Here is a 14,743-nt window from a genome sequence, read left to right on the forward strand (position 1 = left end):
GCGTTTCCCGGCCTCCCCCTGAGCCCACCTGTGCCCACTTCCTGCCCGAACATGTTTACTTTCCCCTCGTCCGACCGTACTCTGCCGGGGAAACCACAAGTTCGGGCATGCGGCGGAGGCAAACGGACATGTACGCACCGGAGCGGCAGCAGGAGATCCTGCGGCTCGCACGCGACGGCGGGCGGGTGGACGTCCTGTCGCTGGCCGAGGAGTTCGCGGTCACCGCGGAGACCATCCGCCGCGACCTGAAGGCCCTGGACCGCGCCGGACTCGTGCGTCGCGTGCACGGCGGGGCCATCCCGGCCGGGCGCCTCGACTTCGAACCGGACCTCGCCGAGCGCGAGAGCACCGCCGCCGACGAGAAGGACCGCATCGCCCGCGCCGCCCTCGCCGAGCTGCCGGCCGAGGGCAGCGCCGTCCTGGACGCCGGTTCGACCGTCGCCCGGCTCGCCGCGGCCCTCCCGCTGGAGTCGACGCTCACCGTCGTCACGCACAGCCTGCCGACCGCCGCCCGCCTCGCCGACCATCCCGGCATCCAGCTGCACCTCATCGGCGGCCGGGTCCGGCGGCGCACGCGGGCGGCCGTCGACGCGTGGGCCCTGCGCGCGTACGGGGAGATCCGCGCCGACGTGCTCTTCCTCGCCGCCAACGGCTTCTCCGCCCAGGCCGGCCTCACCACCCCCGACCTCGCCGAGGCCGCCGTGAAGCGCGCCGCCGTCGCCGCCGCCCGCCGGGTCGTCCTGCTCGCCGACTCCGCCAAGCACGGTCAGGAGCACTTCGCCCGCTTCGGCGACCTCACCGACGTCGACGTGCTGATCACGGACACCGGTCTCGCCCCCGAAGACGCCGCCGCCATCGAGCGCGCGGGCACGGAAGTGGTACGCGCATGATCCTCACCGTCACCCCGAACCCCTCCCTGGACCGCACCTACGAGGTCCCCGCACTCGACCGCGGCGAGGTCGTCCGCGCCACCGGCGACCGCATGGACCCGGGCGGCAAGGGCGTCAACGTCTCGCGTGCCGTGGCGGCCGCCGGCGTACGCACCATCGCCGTGCTGCCCCTCGGCGGCGCCCCCGGCGCGCTGGTCGCGGCCCTCCTCGACGAGCAGGGCATCGAGGCCGCCCCGGTGCCGGTGGCCGGACAGACGCGTTCCAACATCGCCGTCGCCGAACCGGACGGCACCCTCACGAAGATCAACGCACCCGGCCCCGAACTGTCCGGGGCCGAGGCGCGGTCCCTGCTCGCCGCCGTCGGCGAGAAGTCCGCCGGCGCCGACTGGATCGCCTGCTGCGGCAGCCTCCCGCGCGGCCTCGCCCCCTCCTGGTACGCCGAGCTGGTGGCCCGCGCCCACGCCGCGGGCGCCCGGATCGCCCTGGACACCTCGGGCCCCGCCCTGCTCGCGGCGCTCGCCGGGCGCCCGGACGTCGTCAAGCCCAACGCCGAGGAACTGGCCGCCGCCGTCGGCCGCCCCCTCGCCACGGTCGGCGACGCCCTCAAGGCGGCCGAGGAACTGCGGGAGCTGGGCGCGCGCGCCGTCCTCGCCAGCCTCGGCGCGGACGGCCAGCTGCTGGTCGACGACGCGGGCGCGCACTTCGCGAACGCCCCGGTCGCGGCCGTACGCAGCAACGTCGGCGCCGGTGACTCCTCCCTGGCGGGCTTCCTGATCGCGGGCGGCCTCGGGCCAAAGGCCCTCGCCTCCGCCGTGGCGCACGGCGCCGCCGCGGTCCAACTGCCGGGCAGCGTGATGCCGGCGCCCCGCGACCTGCGGCCGGACGCGGTCACCGTGACGGCCGAGGTCCCGCTGGACCGCGTCCTGACGGAGCCCGCCGCGTGAACCGCCCCGCCCCCGTCCCCCCGACAGCCCCCGCCCGCCGGGCGATACGCGTGCGAAGGAGCCCGCGATGACCGAGATGATCACTGCGGACCTGGTCGACCTGGATCTCGACCGGTCCGCGGAAACCAAGGAGGCCGCGGCGCGCTCCCTGGCCGAGCGCATGGCGGCCCTCGGGCGCGTGAGGGACCTGGACGGCTTCCTCGCCGACGTCGCGGCCCGCGAGGCGCAGATGCCGACCGGCCTGGACGGCGGCATCGGCATCCCGCACTGCCGCAGCACGCATGTCACCGAGCCCACCCTGGCGTTCGGCCGCTCGGCCCGCGGCATCGACTTCGGGGCGCCGGACGGACCGGCGGACCTGATCTTCCTGATCGCCGCCCCGGCGGGCGCGGACGACGCCCATCTGACGATCCTGTCGTCGCTGGCCCGGCAGCTGATGGACGCCGAGTTCACAGCCGCGCTGCGGGCCGCGACGGACGCCGGGACGGCCACGGACCTGATCCGGGGCACCCGGCCGGCCGGTGGGCAGCCCTCCGCGCCCGACGTGGACCAAGAGGCCGCCGAGCCGCGGCCGCGGGACGACGTGCCCCCGGCGGAGCCGTTCCGCGTCGTGGCGGTCACGTCCTGTCCCACGGGCATCGCCCACACGTACATGGCGGCCCAGGCACTGGAGGGCGCGGCCCGCGAGGCGGGCGTCGAGATCAGCGTGGAGACGCAGGGCTCGGCCGGCTTCACCCGCCTCGACCCGGCGGTCGTCGCCGCGGCGGACGGCGTCCTGTTCGCCCACGACGTCCCCGTGCGGGACAAGGCCCGCTTCGCGGGCAAGCCCACCGTCGACGTGGGCGTCAAGGCCGCCGTCAACCGCCCCGCCGAACTCCTCGCGGAAGTCCGCCGGAAGGCGGCCCGCGGCGAGACGACTCCGGCGCCGGACAAGGCGTCCCCGGTCGAGAGTACGGGCGACAGCGACGACGGCTACGCCACCAAGCTCCGCAAGTGGCTGATGTCCGGCGTCAGTTACATGGTCCCCTTCGTCGCGGCCGGCGGTCTGCTCATCGCCCTCGGCTTCGCCATCGGCGGCTGGAAGATCGACAAGGCGCCGTCCGTCGCCGAGCACTTCATCTGGACTGACCACACCAGCTGGGCCGCGCTGCTGTTCCAGATCGGCGGACTCGCCTTCGCCTTCCTGGTCCCGGTCCTCGCGGGCTACATCGCGTACGGGATGGCCGACAGGCCCGGCCTGGTCCCCGGCTTCGTCGGCGGATCGGTCGCCGTCACCATCAACGCGGGCTTCCTCGGCGGGCTCGCCGCCGGCCTGATCGCGGGCGCCGTCGTCCTCGGCATCCAGCGGGTCCGCGTCCCGGCCGTGCTGCGCGGCATCATGCCGGTGGTGGTGATCCCGCTGATCTCCTCGGCGGTGGTCGGCTTCCTGATGTTCCTCGTCGTCGGCAAGCCCATCGCCTCGCTCCAGAGCGCGCTGACCGACTGGCTGGAGGGCCTGTCCGGCGCCAACGCCGTCATCCTCGGCGTCATCCTCGGCCTGATGATGTGCTTCGACCTCGGCGGCCCGCTGAACAAGGTCGCCTACGCCTTCGCGATCGGCGGCCTCACCCACCCGACCGACGGCGGCCTCAAGGTCATGGCCGCGACGATGGCGGCCGGCATGGTCCCGCCGCTGGCCATGGCCCTCGCCACGACCGTGCGCGGCCGCCTGTTCACCGAGGCCGAGCGGGAGAACGGCAAGGCGGCCTGGTTCCTCGGCGCCTCCTTCATCACCGAGGGCGCGATTCCGTTCGCGGCCGCCGACCCGCTGCGGGTGATCCCCGCGTCGATGGCGGGCGGCGCGGTCACCGGCGCCCTGTCGATGGCGTTCGGCTGCACACTGCGCGCCCCGCACGGCGGTGTCTTCGTGGTCCCGCTGATCGGCGAGCCGCTGCTCTACCTCGTCGCGATCGCCGCCGGTGTCGGCGTGTCCACGCTCGTGGTCGTCCTCTTGAAGAGCGCCCGCAAGACGACGCCCGTGGACGCCACGGCCGATGCGCGGACGGCGGCCGAGACGGCCGCCACGGAGCGGGTGCCGACGGCCGCCTGACCCAGGGGGAGGTGCGACGTGCGTCACTTCGGGATCTAAGCCCCATAACCCCCCTGTCGGAAGTCCCCTCCCTTGTTGTCTACTGGGCCGCATGTTCCGGGATGTGTCGATCGTTCAGCAGCTGGGCGTGGCCGCGCTCGCCGTGGCCACCGCGGTCTGGGCCGTCGGCCTGGTGCGGGTGATGCGCCGGGAGCGCCCCGAGGCCGGGGTGGGGCGCCAGGCCCACGGCCTGGGCGTCCTGCCCGGCCAGCAGGGCCCGCCGCACGCGGAGAGCGTGGAACTCACCTCGGCCGAACGGGCCGCCTTCGCCGGTCTCGTACGCCGATTCGGCGAGCGGCGTCCCTAACCCGCCGCCGCGTTCCCGGCTCTGCGCTCCATCGCGGCGCGGGCCGCCTCCTGGGTCGCGTACACCTCGCACATGTGGCGGCCGTCGGGGGTCAGCGTGTGCTCGACCTCCCACAGGCTGACCTCGCCGCCGTCGAAGAGCAGGAACGCGTGCTCGTAGAGCGCGAAGCCAGGGCACGCCCCGCTCGTGGGGCCGGGGCGGCCGAACGCCTGCGTTATCTGGTGCGCGAACGCCGAGCGCAGCAACCGCGTGACGTCCTCACCGGGGCGGTCCGCGTTCTCCGCGCGGCGCAGCAGCCTGCGCGCGTGGTCCGCGGAGTCGTCCGACGCGTACGTGTGGCGCGGCGCGGGGTCGGCGGGCAGCGGGAGCGGCACGGGCCGGCCGCGGTCGGGCGGATCGGGCGGCAGCGGCAGCCGCGAGGTGGCGACGCCCGCCTCCTCCTCGTCGGCGTACAGCTCGTACGTCGGGGCGCTGCCCGGCGAGGTGTTGTGCACCAGTTCCCAGAGGGTGAGCACGGACGCGTCGGCGAGCAGCCAGGTGTGTCTGTACGTCTCGCGGTGCAGGCCGGCGCTGTGGTGCGCGGAGTGCAGGGCGCTGTCGTGGGCGAGGGCCGAGTCGAGGCGGGCCAGCACCTCGTCCGGCAGGTCGAAGGAGTTGAGGGCACGGCCGAGGAGTCGCTCGAGATGCTCCTCCGGAGAGTGTGGGTCGGGCGACTCGGGTGGCTCGTACGCCGTGTCGTACGGAACGCTCAAGGCATCTCCCGGCGTTGCTGCATGTCACCTGGTGAGTGCATACCGTAGCCCCTGGGTCGGACATCATGCCCGGGAACGGGAAAACGCGCGAGCCACGTGGCAAGTTCCCACGTGGCTCGCGCAGTTGGTCCGGGCCTGCGGCGTCAGCTCGCGCTGCCCGCCGTCCACTCGCTCCACGACATGTTCCAGCCGTTGAGGCCGTTGTCCGGGGCGATCGTCTTGTCGGGCGAGCCCTTGACGGTCACGACGTCACCGATCAGGGAGTTGTCGAAGAACCAGGCACCCATGGTGTTCGGGTCGCCCGCGCCGCGCGCGTCCTGGAGGCCGACGCAGCCGTGGCTGGTGTTGGCGCTGCCGAAGACCGAGGGCGAGCCCCAGTAGTTGCCGTGGATGAAGGTGCCCGACGTGGACAGGCGCATGGCGTGCGGCACGTCCTTGATGTCGTACTCACCGCCGAAGCCCACCGTGTCGCCGTTCATACGGGTCTGGGTGAACTTCTCGGAGATCACCATCTTGCCGTTGTACGTCGGGTTCGACGGGCTGCCCGCGGAGATCGGGACCGTCTTGATGACCTTGCCGTCCCGCTCGACCGTCATCTTCTTGGCCTGCACGTCGACGGTGGAGACCTGCGCGCGGCCGACGGTGAAGGTCACCGTCTTGTGCTGCACGCCCGTGATGCCGTTCCCGCCCTTCACGCCGTCCAGGTCGATCTTCATCGTGACCTTGGAGCCGGCCTTCCAGTACTCCTCGGGCCGGAAGTCCAGGCGCTGGTCGCCGAACCAGTGGCCGACGACCTTCTGGCCGCTGCTGGACGTCACCGTGATGTGCGACTGGACGTCCTTCTTCTGCGTGATCGCCTTGTCGAAGTTGAAGGAGACCGGCATGCCGACGCCGACGGTGGCACCGCCGTCCGGGGTGTAGCTGCCGATGAAGCTGTTGGCCGTGGAGACGGTGGTGAACGTCGCGTTCTCCGTCGCCGCGTTGCCCTTGGGGTCCTTGGCGTTGGCGGTCACCTTGTACTTGGTGCCGCGCTCCAGCTGGCCCTTGGGCTTCCAGGAGGCGCCGTCGCCGGAGATGGTCCCCTCCACCGCGGCGCCGGACGTCACCGACGTCATCTTCACGCTCGTCAGCTTGCCGCCCTTGACCTTGACGCTCGTGGCGTTGATCGAGGCGTCGGTGGCGCCGTCCTTGGACGAGATGGTGATGTCGGCGCCCTTGGCCGACTCGTTCGCGCCCTTCTTGTCGTCCTTGGCACCCGCGTCCCCGCCACAGGCGGTGAGGGTCAGCGCGCCCACGGCGGCGAGCGCGGTGGCGGCCAGCAGGGCACGGCGCCGGGGGTTGACTATGACTGACCTTGTCACGAGCTGCTCCAAGTACGGGTTCTGATCCAGTACGAGTAAAGAGCGCCCCGACGTGCGGAGTAGTTCCCTCCGCCAAGTGTGAGCGCGGGCACATTTATTGGCGCCCAATTCGGCGATCGCGGCGGGCATTTAACCCACAGGTGCCCCTTTGCCCCGCCCGGCGGCCGGGAAGCGAGGCCCCGGATAGAGGTCGAGGTACGCCGGGAACGTGCCGCCCGGCGTCCGCACCGACTCCGCCGCCAGCAACGCCCGCACGATCGACGCCGTCACGAGATCGGCGCCCGCGGCGAGGATCTCGTTGAGCGCGAACGGGTTCCCGGCGTCCAGCGGGCGCTCCCCGGTGGCGAGCGCGAAGACCGTGTCGCCGTCGTTGAGGAGGTGGACGGGCCGCACGGCGCGCGCCATCCCGTCGTGCGACGTGCCCGCGAGCTTCTGCGCCTGAGCCTTGGTCAGGTCCGCGTCGGTGGCGACGACGGCGAGGGTGGTGTTGAGGGGCGGCGGCCCGTGCTCGGCGGCGGCCTCGGCCAGGCGCCGCAGGGCCTCCTCGTGGACCTCCGGCGCGGGGTACTCGACCCGCCGCCCCTCGAAGTACCGCCCGTACAGCACGCCCGTGCCCGGATCGACCCCCGACCCCGCCGCGTTCGCCACGGCCAGCGCCGCGACGGTGACACCCGAGCCGAGGCGGACACTCGCGCTGCCGACACCGCCCTTGACCCTGCCGACCACGGCCCCGGTCCCCGCGCCGACGTTGCCCTCCACGACGGGGGTGAACGGCTCGGTGCGCGCCGCCGCCTCCACCGCCGCCCGGCCGGTCGCCGCGTCCGGCCGGGCCCGGAAGTCACCGCCCCGGCCCAGGTCGAACACGCAGGCGGCCGGCACGACGGGCACGACGTGGGCGGGATCGGCGCCGACGCGCACCCCGCGCCCGTGCTCCTCCAGCCACGCCATCACCCCGCCCGCGGAGTCCAGGCCGTACGCGCTGCCGCCGGTGAGGACGAGGGCCTGCACGCTCCGCACGAGGTTGCGCGGGTCGAGGGCGTCCGTCTCGCGGGTGCCGGGCCCGCCGCCGCGCACGTCCACGGCGGCGACGGCGCCCCCCTCGGGCGCCAGCACCACGGTGGTGCCGGTCAGCCGTCCGTCGCCGGTCAGGGTGGCGTGTCCGACGCGCAGACCCGCGACGTCGGTCAGGGAGCCACCCGCGCCGGCGATCACCGTGCCCGCGGTCACCGTGCTCAGGGAGTCAGGGGCGGAGTCAGGGGTCATACGCCGATGCGTATCACGCCCGGCGGCTCGTCCGGGAGGTGAGCGTCACCCCCGTCGCGACCGTCGCTGCCGCCACGAGCCCCGCCACGAGCACCGCCCAGCGCCCGGCGAACGTACTGGCCAGCGTCGCCAGCGCGCTCACCGGCAGCACCATCTGCTGCGCGAGGCCCACCTTGAAGTACCGCGCGTGCAGCGCCCATACGGTGATCAGATACAGGGCCGTCGGCACCGTGACCGCGGCGGACGCGGCCGTCGTCGACAGATGCGCCTCGCCCACGGCCTGTTCGACCGCCACCTCGATCCCGGCGCCGATCGCCGCGGCCGAGCCGAGGATCACGTAGTGGCCGTATCCCCACAGGAACGCCTGGCGGTTGCCGCGCAGCAGCCCATGGGCCGGCACGACGAAGTAGATCCACCACGCGGCGAAGACGATGAGCAGGCCACCCGCGGCGATCGGCAGGAGTTCGTCCAGCGCGTCGTTCTCCTCGATGCCCGACTTCACCGCGACCGTCGCCGCCGCGATCGTCTCGCCCAGCACGATGATCGTGAAAAGGCCGTACCGCTCCGAGATGTGGTGCGGGTGCCAGGCCGTGGTGTACGTCCGCTCCGCGATCACCGGCACGCACATCTCGGCGACCGCCATCACGAGGAACAGCCACAGCCGGCCGTCCTCCGGCAGGAACAGCAGCCCCGACCAGCCGATCTGGCAGATCACCACGCCGATCGCGTACCGCAGGGCGGTGGTGCGCTCCGCGCCCGTCGCCGCCCTCGCCGCACGCAGCCACTGGGAGGACAGGGCGATCCGCATGATCAGGTAGCCGAGCCAGATCAGCAGGAAGTCGTGCTCCTGGCAGGCCTTGGAGACCCCGGCCGCGAAGACCAGGACGCCGGCGATCTGGATCAGCGTGACCACACGGAACAGCACGTCGTCGTTGTCGTACGCCGAGGAGAACCAGGAGAAGTTGACCCAGGCCCAGAACAGCGCGAAGAAGACCATCGCGTAATTGAGGACGCCCTCGCCCGTATGCCCCTCGGCGACGGCGTGCACCAGCTCCACACCGGCCTGTGCGACCGCCACGACGAAACAGAGGTCGAAGAAGAGCTCCAGCGGCGTCGCTGCCCGGTGCCGCTCTTCCCGCCCCCGCGCGAGGAGCGGCCGCAGGGGTTTGGCCGGGAGGGAGGAGTCGGAGGCGTACGAGGGCTCGGACGGCTGTGCGGGGTCGGGGGAGGGCGAGGAGGGGTCGGAGGACCGTGCGGGGTCGGGGGAGGGTGAGGCATGCGAGCGGTGCGAGGGGTCGGGTGAGCGCGGGGAGTCGGCGGAGTGTGGGGATGACGTCATGCGGACCACAACAGCAGACGCCGCGCGCCGATCCGGGATCCGCGCGACCCGCGAGGTCCGAAGCCCCCCTGTGCTTCACGCCTTTGGGCTTGCTCACCCGTTTTCTGCGACTCTGCCGGCCGACGTCTCGCGGCGCGAGGCCGGGTGCCGGTGACGGGCCGGGTGCTGGACCGGGTGCCGGGCCGGGGGCAGTGACATCCGGAGCCTTCTTGTGAATGCCTTCACAAGTGGGCGCGGGTCCAAAGTCCTCCATGAAGCCGCAGGTCATGACGGCCACCCACTTCCGAAGCCGAAGCGGACCGGGACCTCCGGTCCCGGAGTCAGGACCATTGCGGGCCCCCTCGCCGAGCGGGCGGGAGTGGAATGGAGACAGAGCGAAGCAGCGAAACGGAAGGCGCGGCTCATGACTGCCACTCCTGCGGAAGCAACGGTGAACGGCGAGGCCTGGGACGGCTTCAAGGGCGGCCTGTGGCGGGACACCGTCGACGTCCGCGACTTCGTGCACGAGAACTACACCCCGTACGAAGGGGACGCCGCCTTGGCGTGCGGCATCGCCGGCCTCTCCGTCGCCGCCGACTCGCTCTCGGCCATCAAGCACGCCAAGGTCAAGGTGATCCGTGGCGAGACGGGCCTCGCCGTCGACTACGAGATCGAGGGCGACTACCCCGCCTACGGCAACAGCGACGACCGCGCCGACGACATCGCCAAGCGCATCGTGCACGACTTCATGGAGAAGGTCCGCCGGCACCCCACCTACCGGAACGCGGTGCACACCCAGTCCGTGCTGACCATCACCTCGAACGTCGTCTACGGCGAGAAGACCGGCAACACCCCCGACGGCCGCCGCGCGGGCACCCACTTCGCGCCGGGCGCCAACCCGATGAACGGCCGCGACGAGCACGGCTACATCGCCTCGGTCATGTCGGTCGCCAAGCTGCCCTACGACGACGCCGAGGACGGCATCTCGCTGACCAACACCATCACCCCGGACGCACTCGGCGACATCAAGTCCTGGGACCCCCGGACCTACCAGGAGGTCACGGGCCGCCCCCTGCGGCCCACCCTCGACTTCGCCCGCCGCCTGGCCGGACTCGGCAAGGACGTCTGGCTGCGCTTCGTCCTCGTCCCGGGCCTGACCGACGACCCGGCGAACATCGAGGGCGTCGCCCGCTTCACCGCCTCGCTCGGCAACGTCTCGCGCGTCGACGTACTGCCCTTCCACAAGCTGGGCGCGGCGAAGTGGGACGCGCTCGGCAAGGACTTCACCCTGCGCGACACCCCTTCGCCGACACCGGCGCAGATCGCCGCGGCCAAGGAGATCTTCGCGGCTCAGGGCCTCAAGGCCGTCTGAGAGCCACCGCCGGACACGGTCGACGTACCCTGGAGACATGCCGACGTACCCTGGAGGCATGAGTACCGCCCCCGCCCCCGAATCGCGCGATCCGGAGGAGCCGAAGAAGCCGAAGAACGCGCTGATCTTCGACGATCCGCTGTCGCAGCAGTCTTCGGACGATACGGACCGAGGGTGGGGTGAGCGGGCCGAGTCGGGCGGTGGCAGCGCCGCCGACCTGGCACGCTTCCTCGACGAGAAGCCGCCCCACCACCTCTGAGCCCGGGCTACTCCTTGCGGGGGCCGGAGCCGCGCTGCGCCAGCAAGGCGTCGCGGATCTCCTTGAGGACCTCCAGCTCGGAGACCTCCATGACCTCCTTCGTGCCCTCCTTCGCGGCCCGCCGGGCCGCGACCCGCGCGAGGTACTTGGCCATCGGCAGCACCATCAGGAAGTACACGACGGCCGCGGTGATCACGAAACTGAGGACCGCGCTCAGCACGGATCCCCACATGATGGGGATGCCCTTGACGACCTCGCCCGCGGCGTTCGTCTCGCAGGGAGACTTCAGGCACGAGCGGTAGTGGTCGAGGTCCTTGGTGCCGAAGGCGCCGACCAGTGGGTTGATGACCCCCTTCACCAGCGAGTTCACGATGTTCGTGAACGCGGCGCCGATGACCACCGCGACCGCCAGGTCGACCACATTGCCGCGCATCAGGAAGGCCTTGAAGCCCTCCCAGACGCTCGGTTCCCTCTTCTCGCTCACCACGAGGCCTTTCGTTGCACGTGCAGGCTGCGGAACAAACAACTCCGCAACCTACGCCAGAGCGTGGACGGCCTGTCCAATTCGCTCTCACGAACGAGCGACGTGACCGGGTGACCGTACGACCGCACACAGTGCCGATCATCGCAACGTCACCGCCAAGCGGGCGTTCGCGCCTGCCCCGGCGAGCCGTGACGCCGTGTCGCGCGGCACCGAGAGCACCACCAACGCCCCGCTCTCGGTGGGCCCTTCCGGCTGTTCCGGCACCTCGGACACCCGGGCCCCCGCCGCCACCACACGGGGCTTCGAACCGCCCCCCGGTGTGCCCTCGGCGGCGATCACGTCGACCCGGTCGCCGGGGCGCAACAGGCCCGCGGTGGTCGCGTCCGCGATGCGCACCGGCGCGCTCACCGTCTCCACGGCTCGCCCGCGCTCCCGCGAGGGCTCGGCGGACGCCGCCGGGCCAGGCGGCCGGTCCTCGCCCGGCGGCCCCGAGGACGCGAGGGCCGCGGCGGTCATCGCGAGCCCCACGGCCAGGGCCCGCCGCCGGTGGCGCAGCAGCCGGCGCAGCCGCGGATGCCCGCGGCGCACCCGTACGGGCGTGAAGTGGGGGACAGGGCAGCCGTCGGCCGGCCGGGTCCGGGAAGGGAGTTGGGTCACGACAACCACCGCCTGCGGTGCGAGGACTGGACTTCCGCACCCACGATGCAGGTCTGCGCCGATCCCCGCTGAGGCCCGTGGACTACCCACCGGTTGTGGAAAACTCGCTCACCCGAAGGAGCAATTCCGCCCACCGCACCCCGACGCCGCCGCCCCAAGCCCAAGCCGAGGCCCAAGCCCAAACCCAAGCCGAGGCCCAAGCCCAAGCCGAGGCCCAAGCCCAAGCCGAGGCCCAAGCCCAAGCCGAGGCCCCGACCCCACCCCCGGCCCCCTCACGGCAACCGGAACCCCGGGTCCATCCCGCCCAGCGCCCCGGCACACAAGCAGTCCCGCTCCCCGGCCCCGCCACCGCCTCCCGGCCCCGGCAGCCCCGCGATGGCGTCGAACAGCACGCCCCGCAGCCGGTCCACATTCGCGGCGAACACCTGGAGCACCTCCTCGTGCGAGACGCCCTCGCCGGTCTCCGCACCCGCGTCCAAGTCGGTGACCAGCGCCAACGACGTGTAGCAGAGCTCCAGTTCCCGTGCCAGCGCCGCCTCGGGGTGCCCGGTCATGCCCACCACCGACCAGCCCTGGGCGGCGTGCCAGCGCGACTCGGCCCGGGTCGAGAAGCGCGGTCCCTCGACCACGACGAGCGTCCCGCCGTCCACCGGCTCCCAGCCGCGTCCGCGCGCGGCCTCCAACGCGGCGGCCCGCCCGACGGGGCAGTACGGGTCGGCGAGCGACACGTGCACCACCCGGGGCACGGTGCCGTCCGGCAGCGGCACCCCGTCGAAGTACGTCTGCGTCCGCGCCTTGGTGCGGTCCACGAGCTGATCGGGCACGAGCAGCGTCCCCGGCCCGTACTCGGCGCGCAGTCCGCCGACCGCGCACGGCGCGAGCACCCGGCGCACGCCGACGGAGCGCAGCGCCCAGAGGTTGGCGCGGTAGTTGATGCGGTGCGGCGGCAGGTGGTGGCCCCGGCCGTGGCGGGGGAGGAAGGCGACCCGCCGCCCCCCGGCCTCGCCGAGGAAGAGGGAGTCGCTCGGGGCTCCGTAGGGGGTGTCGACCTGGATCTCGGTCACGTGGTCGAGGAAGGAGTAGAGACCGGAGCCGCCTATCACACCGATCTCGGCCCGGGTCGCGTTCGCCATGTTCACCATGGGCCGCACGGTATCCGGCACGCGGGGCACGCCGAAGCCCCCGTCACCCGGCTCGCGGGGGCACGCCGAAGACCCCGTCGTCGGTGGACGGCGGGGCCTTGCGGAAGAAGCCTGGAAGCCCTAGGCGGCCGAGCTCGAAGCCGACGAGGAGCCGGACGACGACGACCCGGAGGACGAGGACGACGAGGACGAAGAAGTCGAGGAGGCCGCGGCGGAAGTCGTGGAGGACTTCGTGTCGGACGTGGACTTCGACGGGGTCGTCGACGGCGTGCTGCTGGACGACGAGCCGCGGCTGTCGTTGCGGTAGAAGCCGGAGCCCTTGAAGACGATGCCGACCGCGGAGAACACCTTCTTGAGGCGTCCGTCGCAGCTCGGGCACACGGTCAGGGCGTCATCAGTGAACTTCTGCACCGCCTCGAGGCCCTCGCCGCACTCGGTGCACTGGTACTGGTACGTCGGCACTTGCTTCCTCCTGGCACTCTCACTCGATGAGTGCTAACGACGATCCATAGTGACGTATTCCGGGGGATCAGTCCACCGTGACCGGCATGCGGTGACCCACGCCACGCGCCACCGTACGGCTCGGGTCCTTGGGGGCGAGCCGCGAGCGCAGGGTCACGAGGACCGCCAGGGCCAGTGCGGTGCCGCCCAGCGGGACCAGGAACCCGGCCCCGTCCCAGAAGTGGTCCTCCAGCTGTCCCGCGACCGTGACGGCCGCCGCCTGCCCGAGCGCGACGGCGCCGGTCAGCCAGGTGAAGGCCTCCGTGCGGCCGGTCGGCGCGACCAGCTTGTCGACCAGCGTGTAGCCGGTGATCAGCGCCGGCGCGATGCAGACGCCGACCAGCAGGCCGAGACCGGCGAGCAGCAGCGCGGAGTGCGCGGCCCACAGACCCGAGGCCATCAGCGTCAGGGCCGCGTACGCGACCAGGAGGCGCCGCTGCGGGGAGACCTTCCACGCGATGGCGCCGCAGACGACCCCGGAGAGCATGTTGCCCGCCGCGAACGTGCCGTACAGGACGCCGTTGAGGCCGGGCTCGCCGATGGACTCCGTGAAGGCGGCCAGCGAGACCTGCATGCCGCCGAAGACGGCGCCGATCCCGAGGAACGTGACGATCAGGACCCGCACTCCGGGGACTCGCAGCGCCGAGACGTGCTCCACGCGCGCGTGGCCCTCGTCCTGCGAGGACGGCTTGGGCTGGGTGCCCTTCTGCGCGGCGAACAGCAGACCGCCGACCAGCGTGAGCCCGGCCTCCGTGAGGAGGCCCGCCGAGGGGGCCACACCGGTGCACAGGGCGGTCGCCAGGAGCGGCCCGAGGACGAAGGTCAGCTCGTCGGTGACCGACTCGAAGGCCGCCGCCGTGGTCGCCAGCGGGGAGTCCTGGAGCTTGACGCCCCAGCGGGCCCGCACCATGGGGCCGATCTGCGGCGTCGAGGCACCCGCGGGCACGGCGGCCACGAAGAGCGCCCACAAGGGGGCGTCGGAGAGCGCGAGCACCGTCAGGGCGATGACGGACGCGCTGTGGACGAGGACGCCGGGCACCAGCACGACGCGCTGCCCGAACCGGTCGGCGAGCTTGCCGCTGAAGGGGGCGAACAGCGCCATGGAGACGCCGGTGGCGGCCGAGACGGCGCCCGCGGCACCGTACGAGCCGGTGGTGTGCTGGACCAGCAGGACGATGGAGATCGTCAGCATCGCGAACGGCTGTCGTGCCGCGAAGCCGGGGAGCAGGAACGTCCAGGCGCGAGGGGTGCGCAGGAGCTGTCCGTAGCCCGGGCGGGATGCGGTGACCGTGGATGCCACGGCCCGTGCCTTTCTGCCGCCTGGTAGCGCCCGTGCGGGGGCGCCGAGAGCTGTCCTCTTGCGCG

Annotated in this window: 15 protein-coding genes; 6 read left to right on the forward strand and 9 right to left on the reverse strand. The window is 72.5% G+C overall.

Annotated features, from left to right (window positions below; translation table 11 throughout):
• Nucleotides 1-128: 128 nt before the first annotated feature.
• The 4 genes from ACZ5GP_RS17080 to ACZ5GP_RS17095 all read left to right on the forward strand — a co-directional run bounded on the left by ACZ5GP_RS17080 (nt 129) and on the right by ACZ5GP_RS17095 (nt 4,269).
• Complete coding sequence (locus ACZ5GP_RS17080) at nt 129-890, forward strand: DeoR/GlpR family DNA-binding transcription regulator (protein ID WP_468751604.1); 762 nt, start codon at nt 129-131, stop codon at nt 888-890.
• On the forward strand, nt 887-1,834 hold the full coding sequence (gene pfkB, locus ACZ5GP_RS17085; protein ID WP_468751605.1) for a 1-phosphofructokinase: 948 nt from the start codon (nt 887-889) through the stop codon (nt 1,832-1,834). Before ACZ5GP_RS17080 ends, pfkB begins: the two co-directional genes overlap by 4 nt.
• A 67-nt stretch (nt 1,835-1,901) precedes the next feature.
• Complete coding sequence (locus ACZ5GP_RS17090) at nt 1,902-3,923, forward strand: PTS fructose transporter subunit IIABC (protein WP_468751606.1); 2,022 nt, start codon at nt 1,902-1,904, stop codon at nt 3,921-3,923.
• A gap of 103 nt (nt 3,924-4,026) precedes the next feature.
• Nucleotides 4,027-4,269, forward strand: coding sequence for a hypothetical protein (locus ACZ5GP_RS17095; RefSeq protein WP_468751607.1), 243 nt, complete (start codon nt 4,027-4,029; stop codon nt 4,267-4,269).
• Here the strand turns inward: ACZ5GP_RS17095 and ACZ5GP_RS17100 are convergent.
• The 4 genes from ACZ5GP_RS17100 to ACZ5GP_RS17115 all read right to left on the reverse strand — a co-directional run bounded on the left by ACZ5GP_RS17100 (nt 4,266) and on the right by ACZ5GP_RS17115 (nt 8,984).
• Nucleotides 4,266-5,021 (reverse strand): DUF6227 family protein, encoded by a 756-nt coding sequence (locus tag ACZ5GP_RS17100; protein ID WP_468751608.1) that lies wholly within the window; start codon nt 5,019-5,021, stop codon nt 4,266-4,268. The two genes, ACZ5GP_RS17095 and ACZ5GP_RS17100, sit on opposite strands and share 4 nt — an antisense overlap.
• A 143-nt stretch (nt 5,022-5,164) precedes the next feature.
• On the reverse strand, nt 5,165-6,382 hold the full coding sequence (locus tag ACZ5GP_RS17105; RefSeq protein ID WP_468751609.1) for a L,D-transpeptidase: 1,218 nt from the start codon (nt 6,380-6,382) through the stop codon (nt 5,165-5,167).
• Nucleotides 6,383-6,511: 129 nt separating this feature from the next.
• Nucleotides 6,512-7,645, reverse strand: coding sequence for a P1 family peptidase (locus tag ACZ5GP_RS17110; protein ID WP_468751610.1), 1,134 nt, complete (start codon nt 7,643-7,645; stop codon nt 6,512-6,514).
• Between the two features lie 13 nt (nt 7,646-7,658).
• Nucleotides 7,659-8,984 carry a low temperature requirement protein A gene (locus ACZ5GP_RS17115; protein ID WP_468751611.1) on the reverse strand — a complete coding sequence of 442 codons (1,326 nt, stop codon included), beginning with the start codon at nt 8,982-8,984 and terminating at the stop codon, nt 7,659-7,661.
• A 403-nt stretch (nt 8,985-9,387) separates the two neighbouring features.
• Here ACZ5GP_RS17115 and ACZ5GP_RS17120 point away from each other — a divergent pair, with 403 nt between their 5' ends.
• Both ACZ5GP_RS17120 and ACZ5GP_RS17125 read left to right on the forward strand, forming a co-directional pair.
• On the forward strand, nt 9,388-10,335 hold the full coding sequence (locus ACZ5GP_RS17120; RefSeq protein WP_468751612.1) for a pyruvate formate lyase family protein: 948 nt from the start codon (nt 9,388-9,390) through the stop codon (nt 10,333-10,335).
• 58 nt (nt 10,336-10,393) lie between these two features.
• A complete protein-coding gene (locus ACZ5GP_RS17125; RefSeq protein WP_358583729.1) occupies nt 10,394-10,594 on the forward strand; it encodes a hypothetical protein in 201 nt (66 codons plus the stop codon).
• A 7-nt stretch (nt 10,595-10,601) separates the two neighbouring features.
• Here the strand turns inward: ACZ5GP_RS17125 and mscL are convergent, their stop codons facing one another.
• The 5 genes from mscL to ACZ5GP_RS17150 form a co-directional block, all read right to left on the reverse strand.
• Nucleotides 10,602-11,078: a large conductance mechanosensitive channel protein MscL gene (gene mscL, locus ACZ5GP_RS17130; protein ID WP_468751613.1), complete on the reverse strand. Its 477-nt coding sequence runs from the start codon at nt 11,076-11,078 to the stop codon at nt 10,602-10,604.
• A gap of 138 nt (nt 11,079-11,216) precedes the next feature.
• Nucleotides 11,217-11,735 carry an RcpC/CpaB family pilus assembly protein gene (locus ACZ5GP_RS17135; protein WP_468751614.1) on the reverse strand — a complete coding sequence of 173 codons (519 nt, stop codon included), beginning with the start codon at nt 11,733-11,735 and terminating at the stop codon, nt 11,217-11,219.
• Nucleotides 11,736-12,007: 272 nt separating this feature from the next.
• Entirely contained in the window at nt 12,008-12,868 is an 861-nt protein-coding gene (locus tag ACZ5GP_RS17140) for an S-methyl-5'-thioadenosine phosphorylase (RefSeq protein ID WP_468751781.1), read from the reverse strand.
• A 129-nt stretch (nt 12,869-12,997) separates the two neighbouring features.
• The gene (locus ACZ5GP_RS17145) at nt 12,998-13,339 is read right to left on the reverse strand and encodes an FmdB family zinc ribbon protein (RefSeq protein ID WP_358912179.1); all 342 of its coding nucleotides are present in this window, start codon (nt 13,337-13,339) and stop codon (nt 12,998-13,000) included.
• 67 nt (nt 13,340-13,406) lie between these two features.
• Entirely contained in the window at nt 13,407-14,678 is a 1,272-nt protein-coding gene (locus tag ACZ5GP_RS17150) for an MFS transporter (protein WP_468751615.1), read from the reverse strand.
• Nucleotides 14,679-14,743 lie beyond the last annotated feature (65 nt).

It is taken from the genome of Streptomyces sp. NPDC031466 (genome assembly GCF_055581265.1).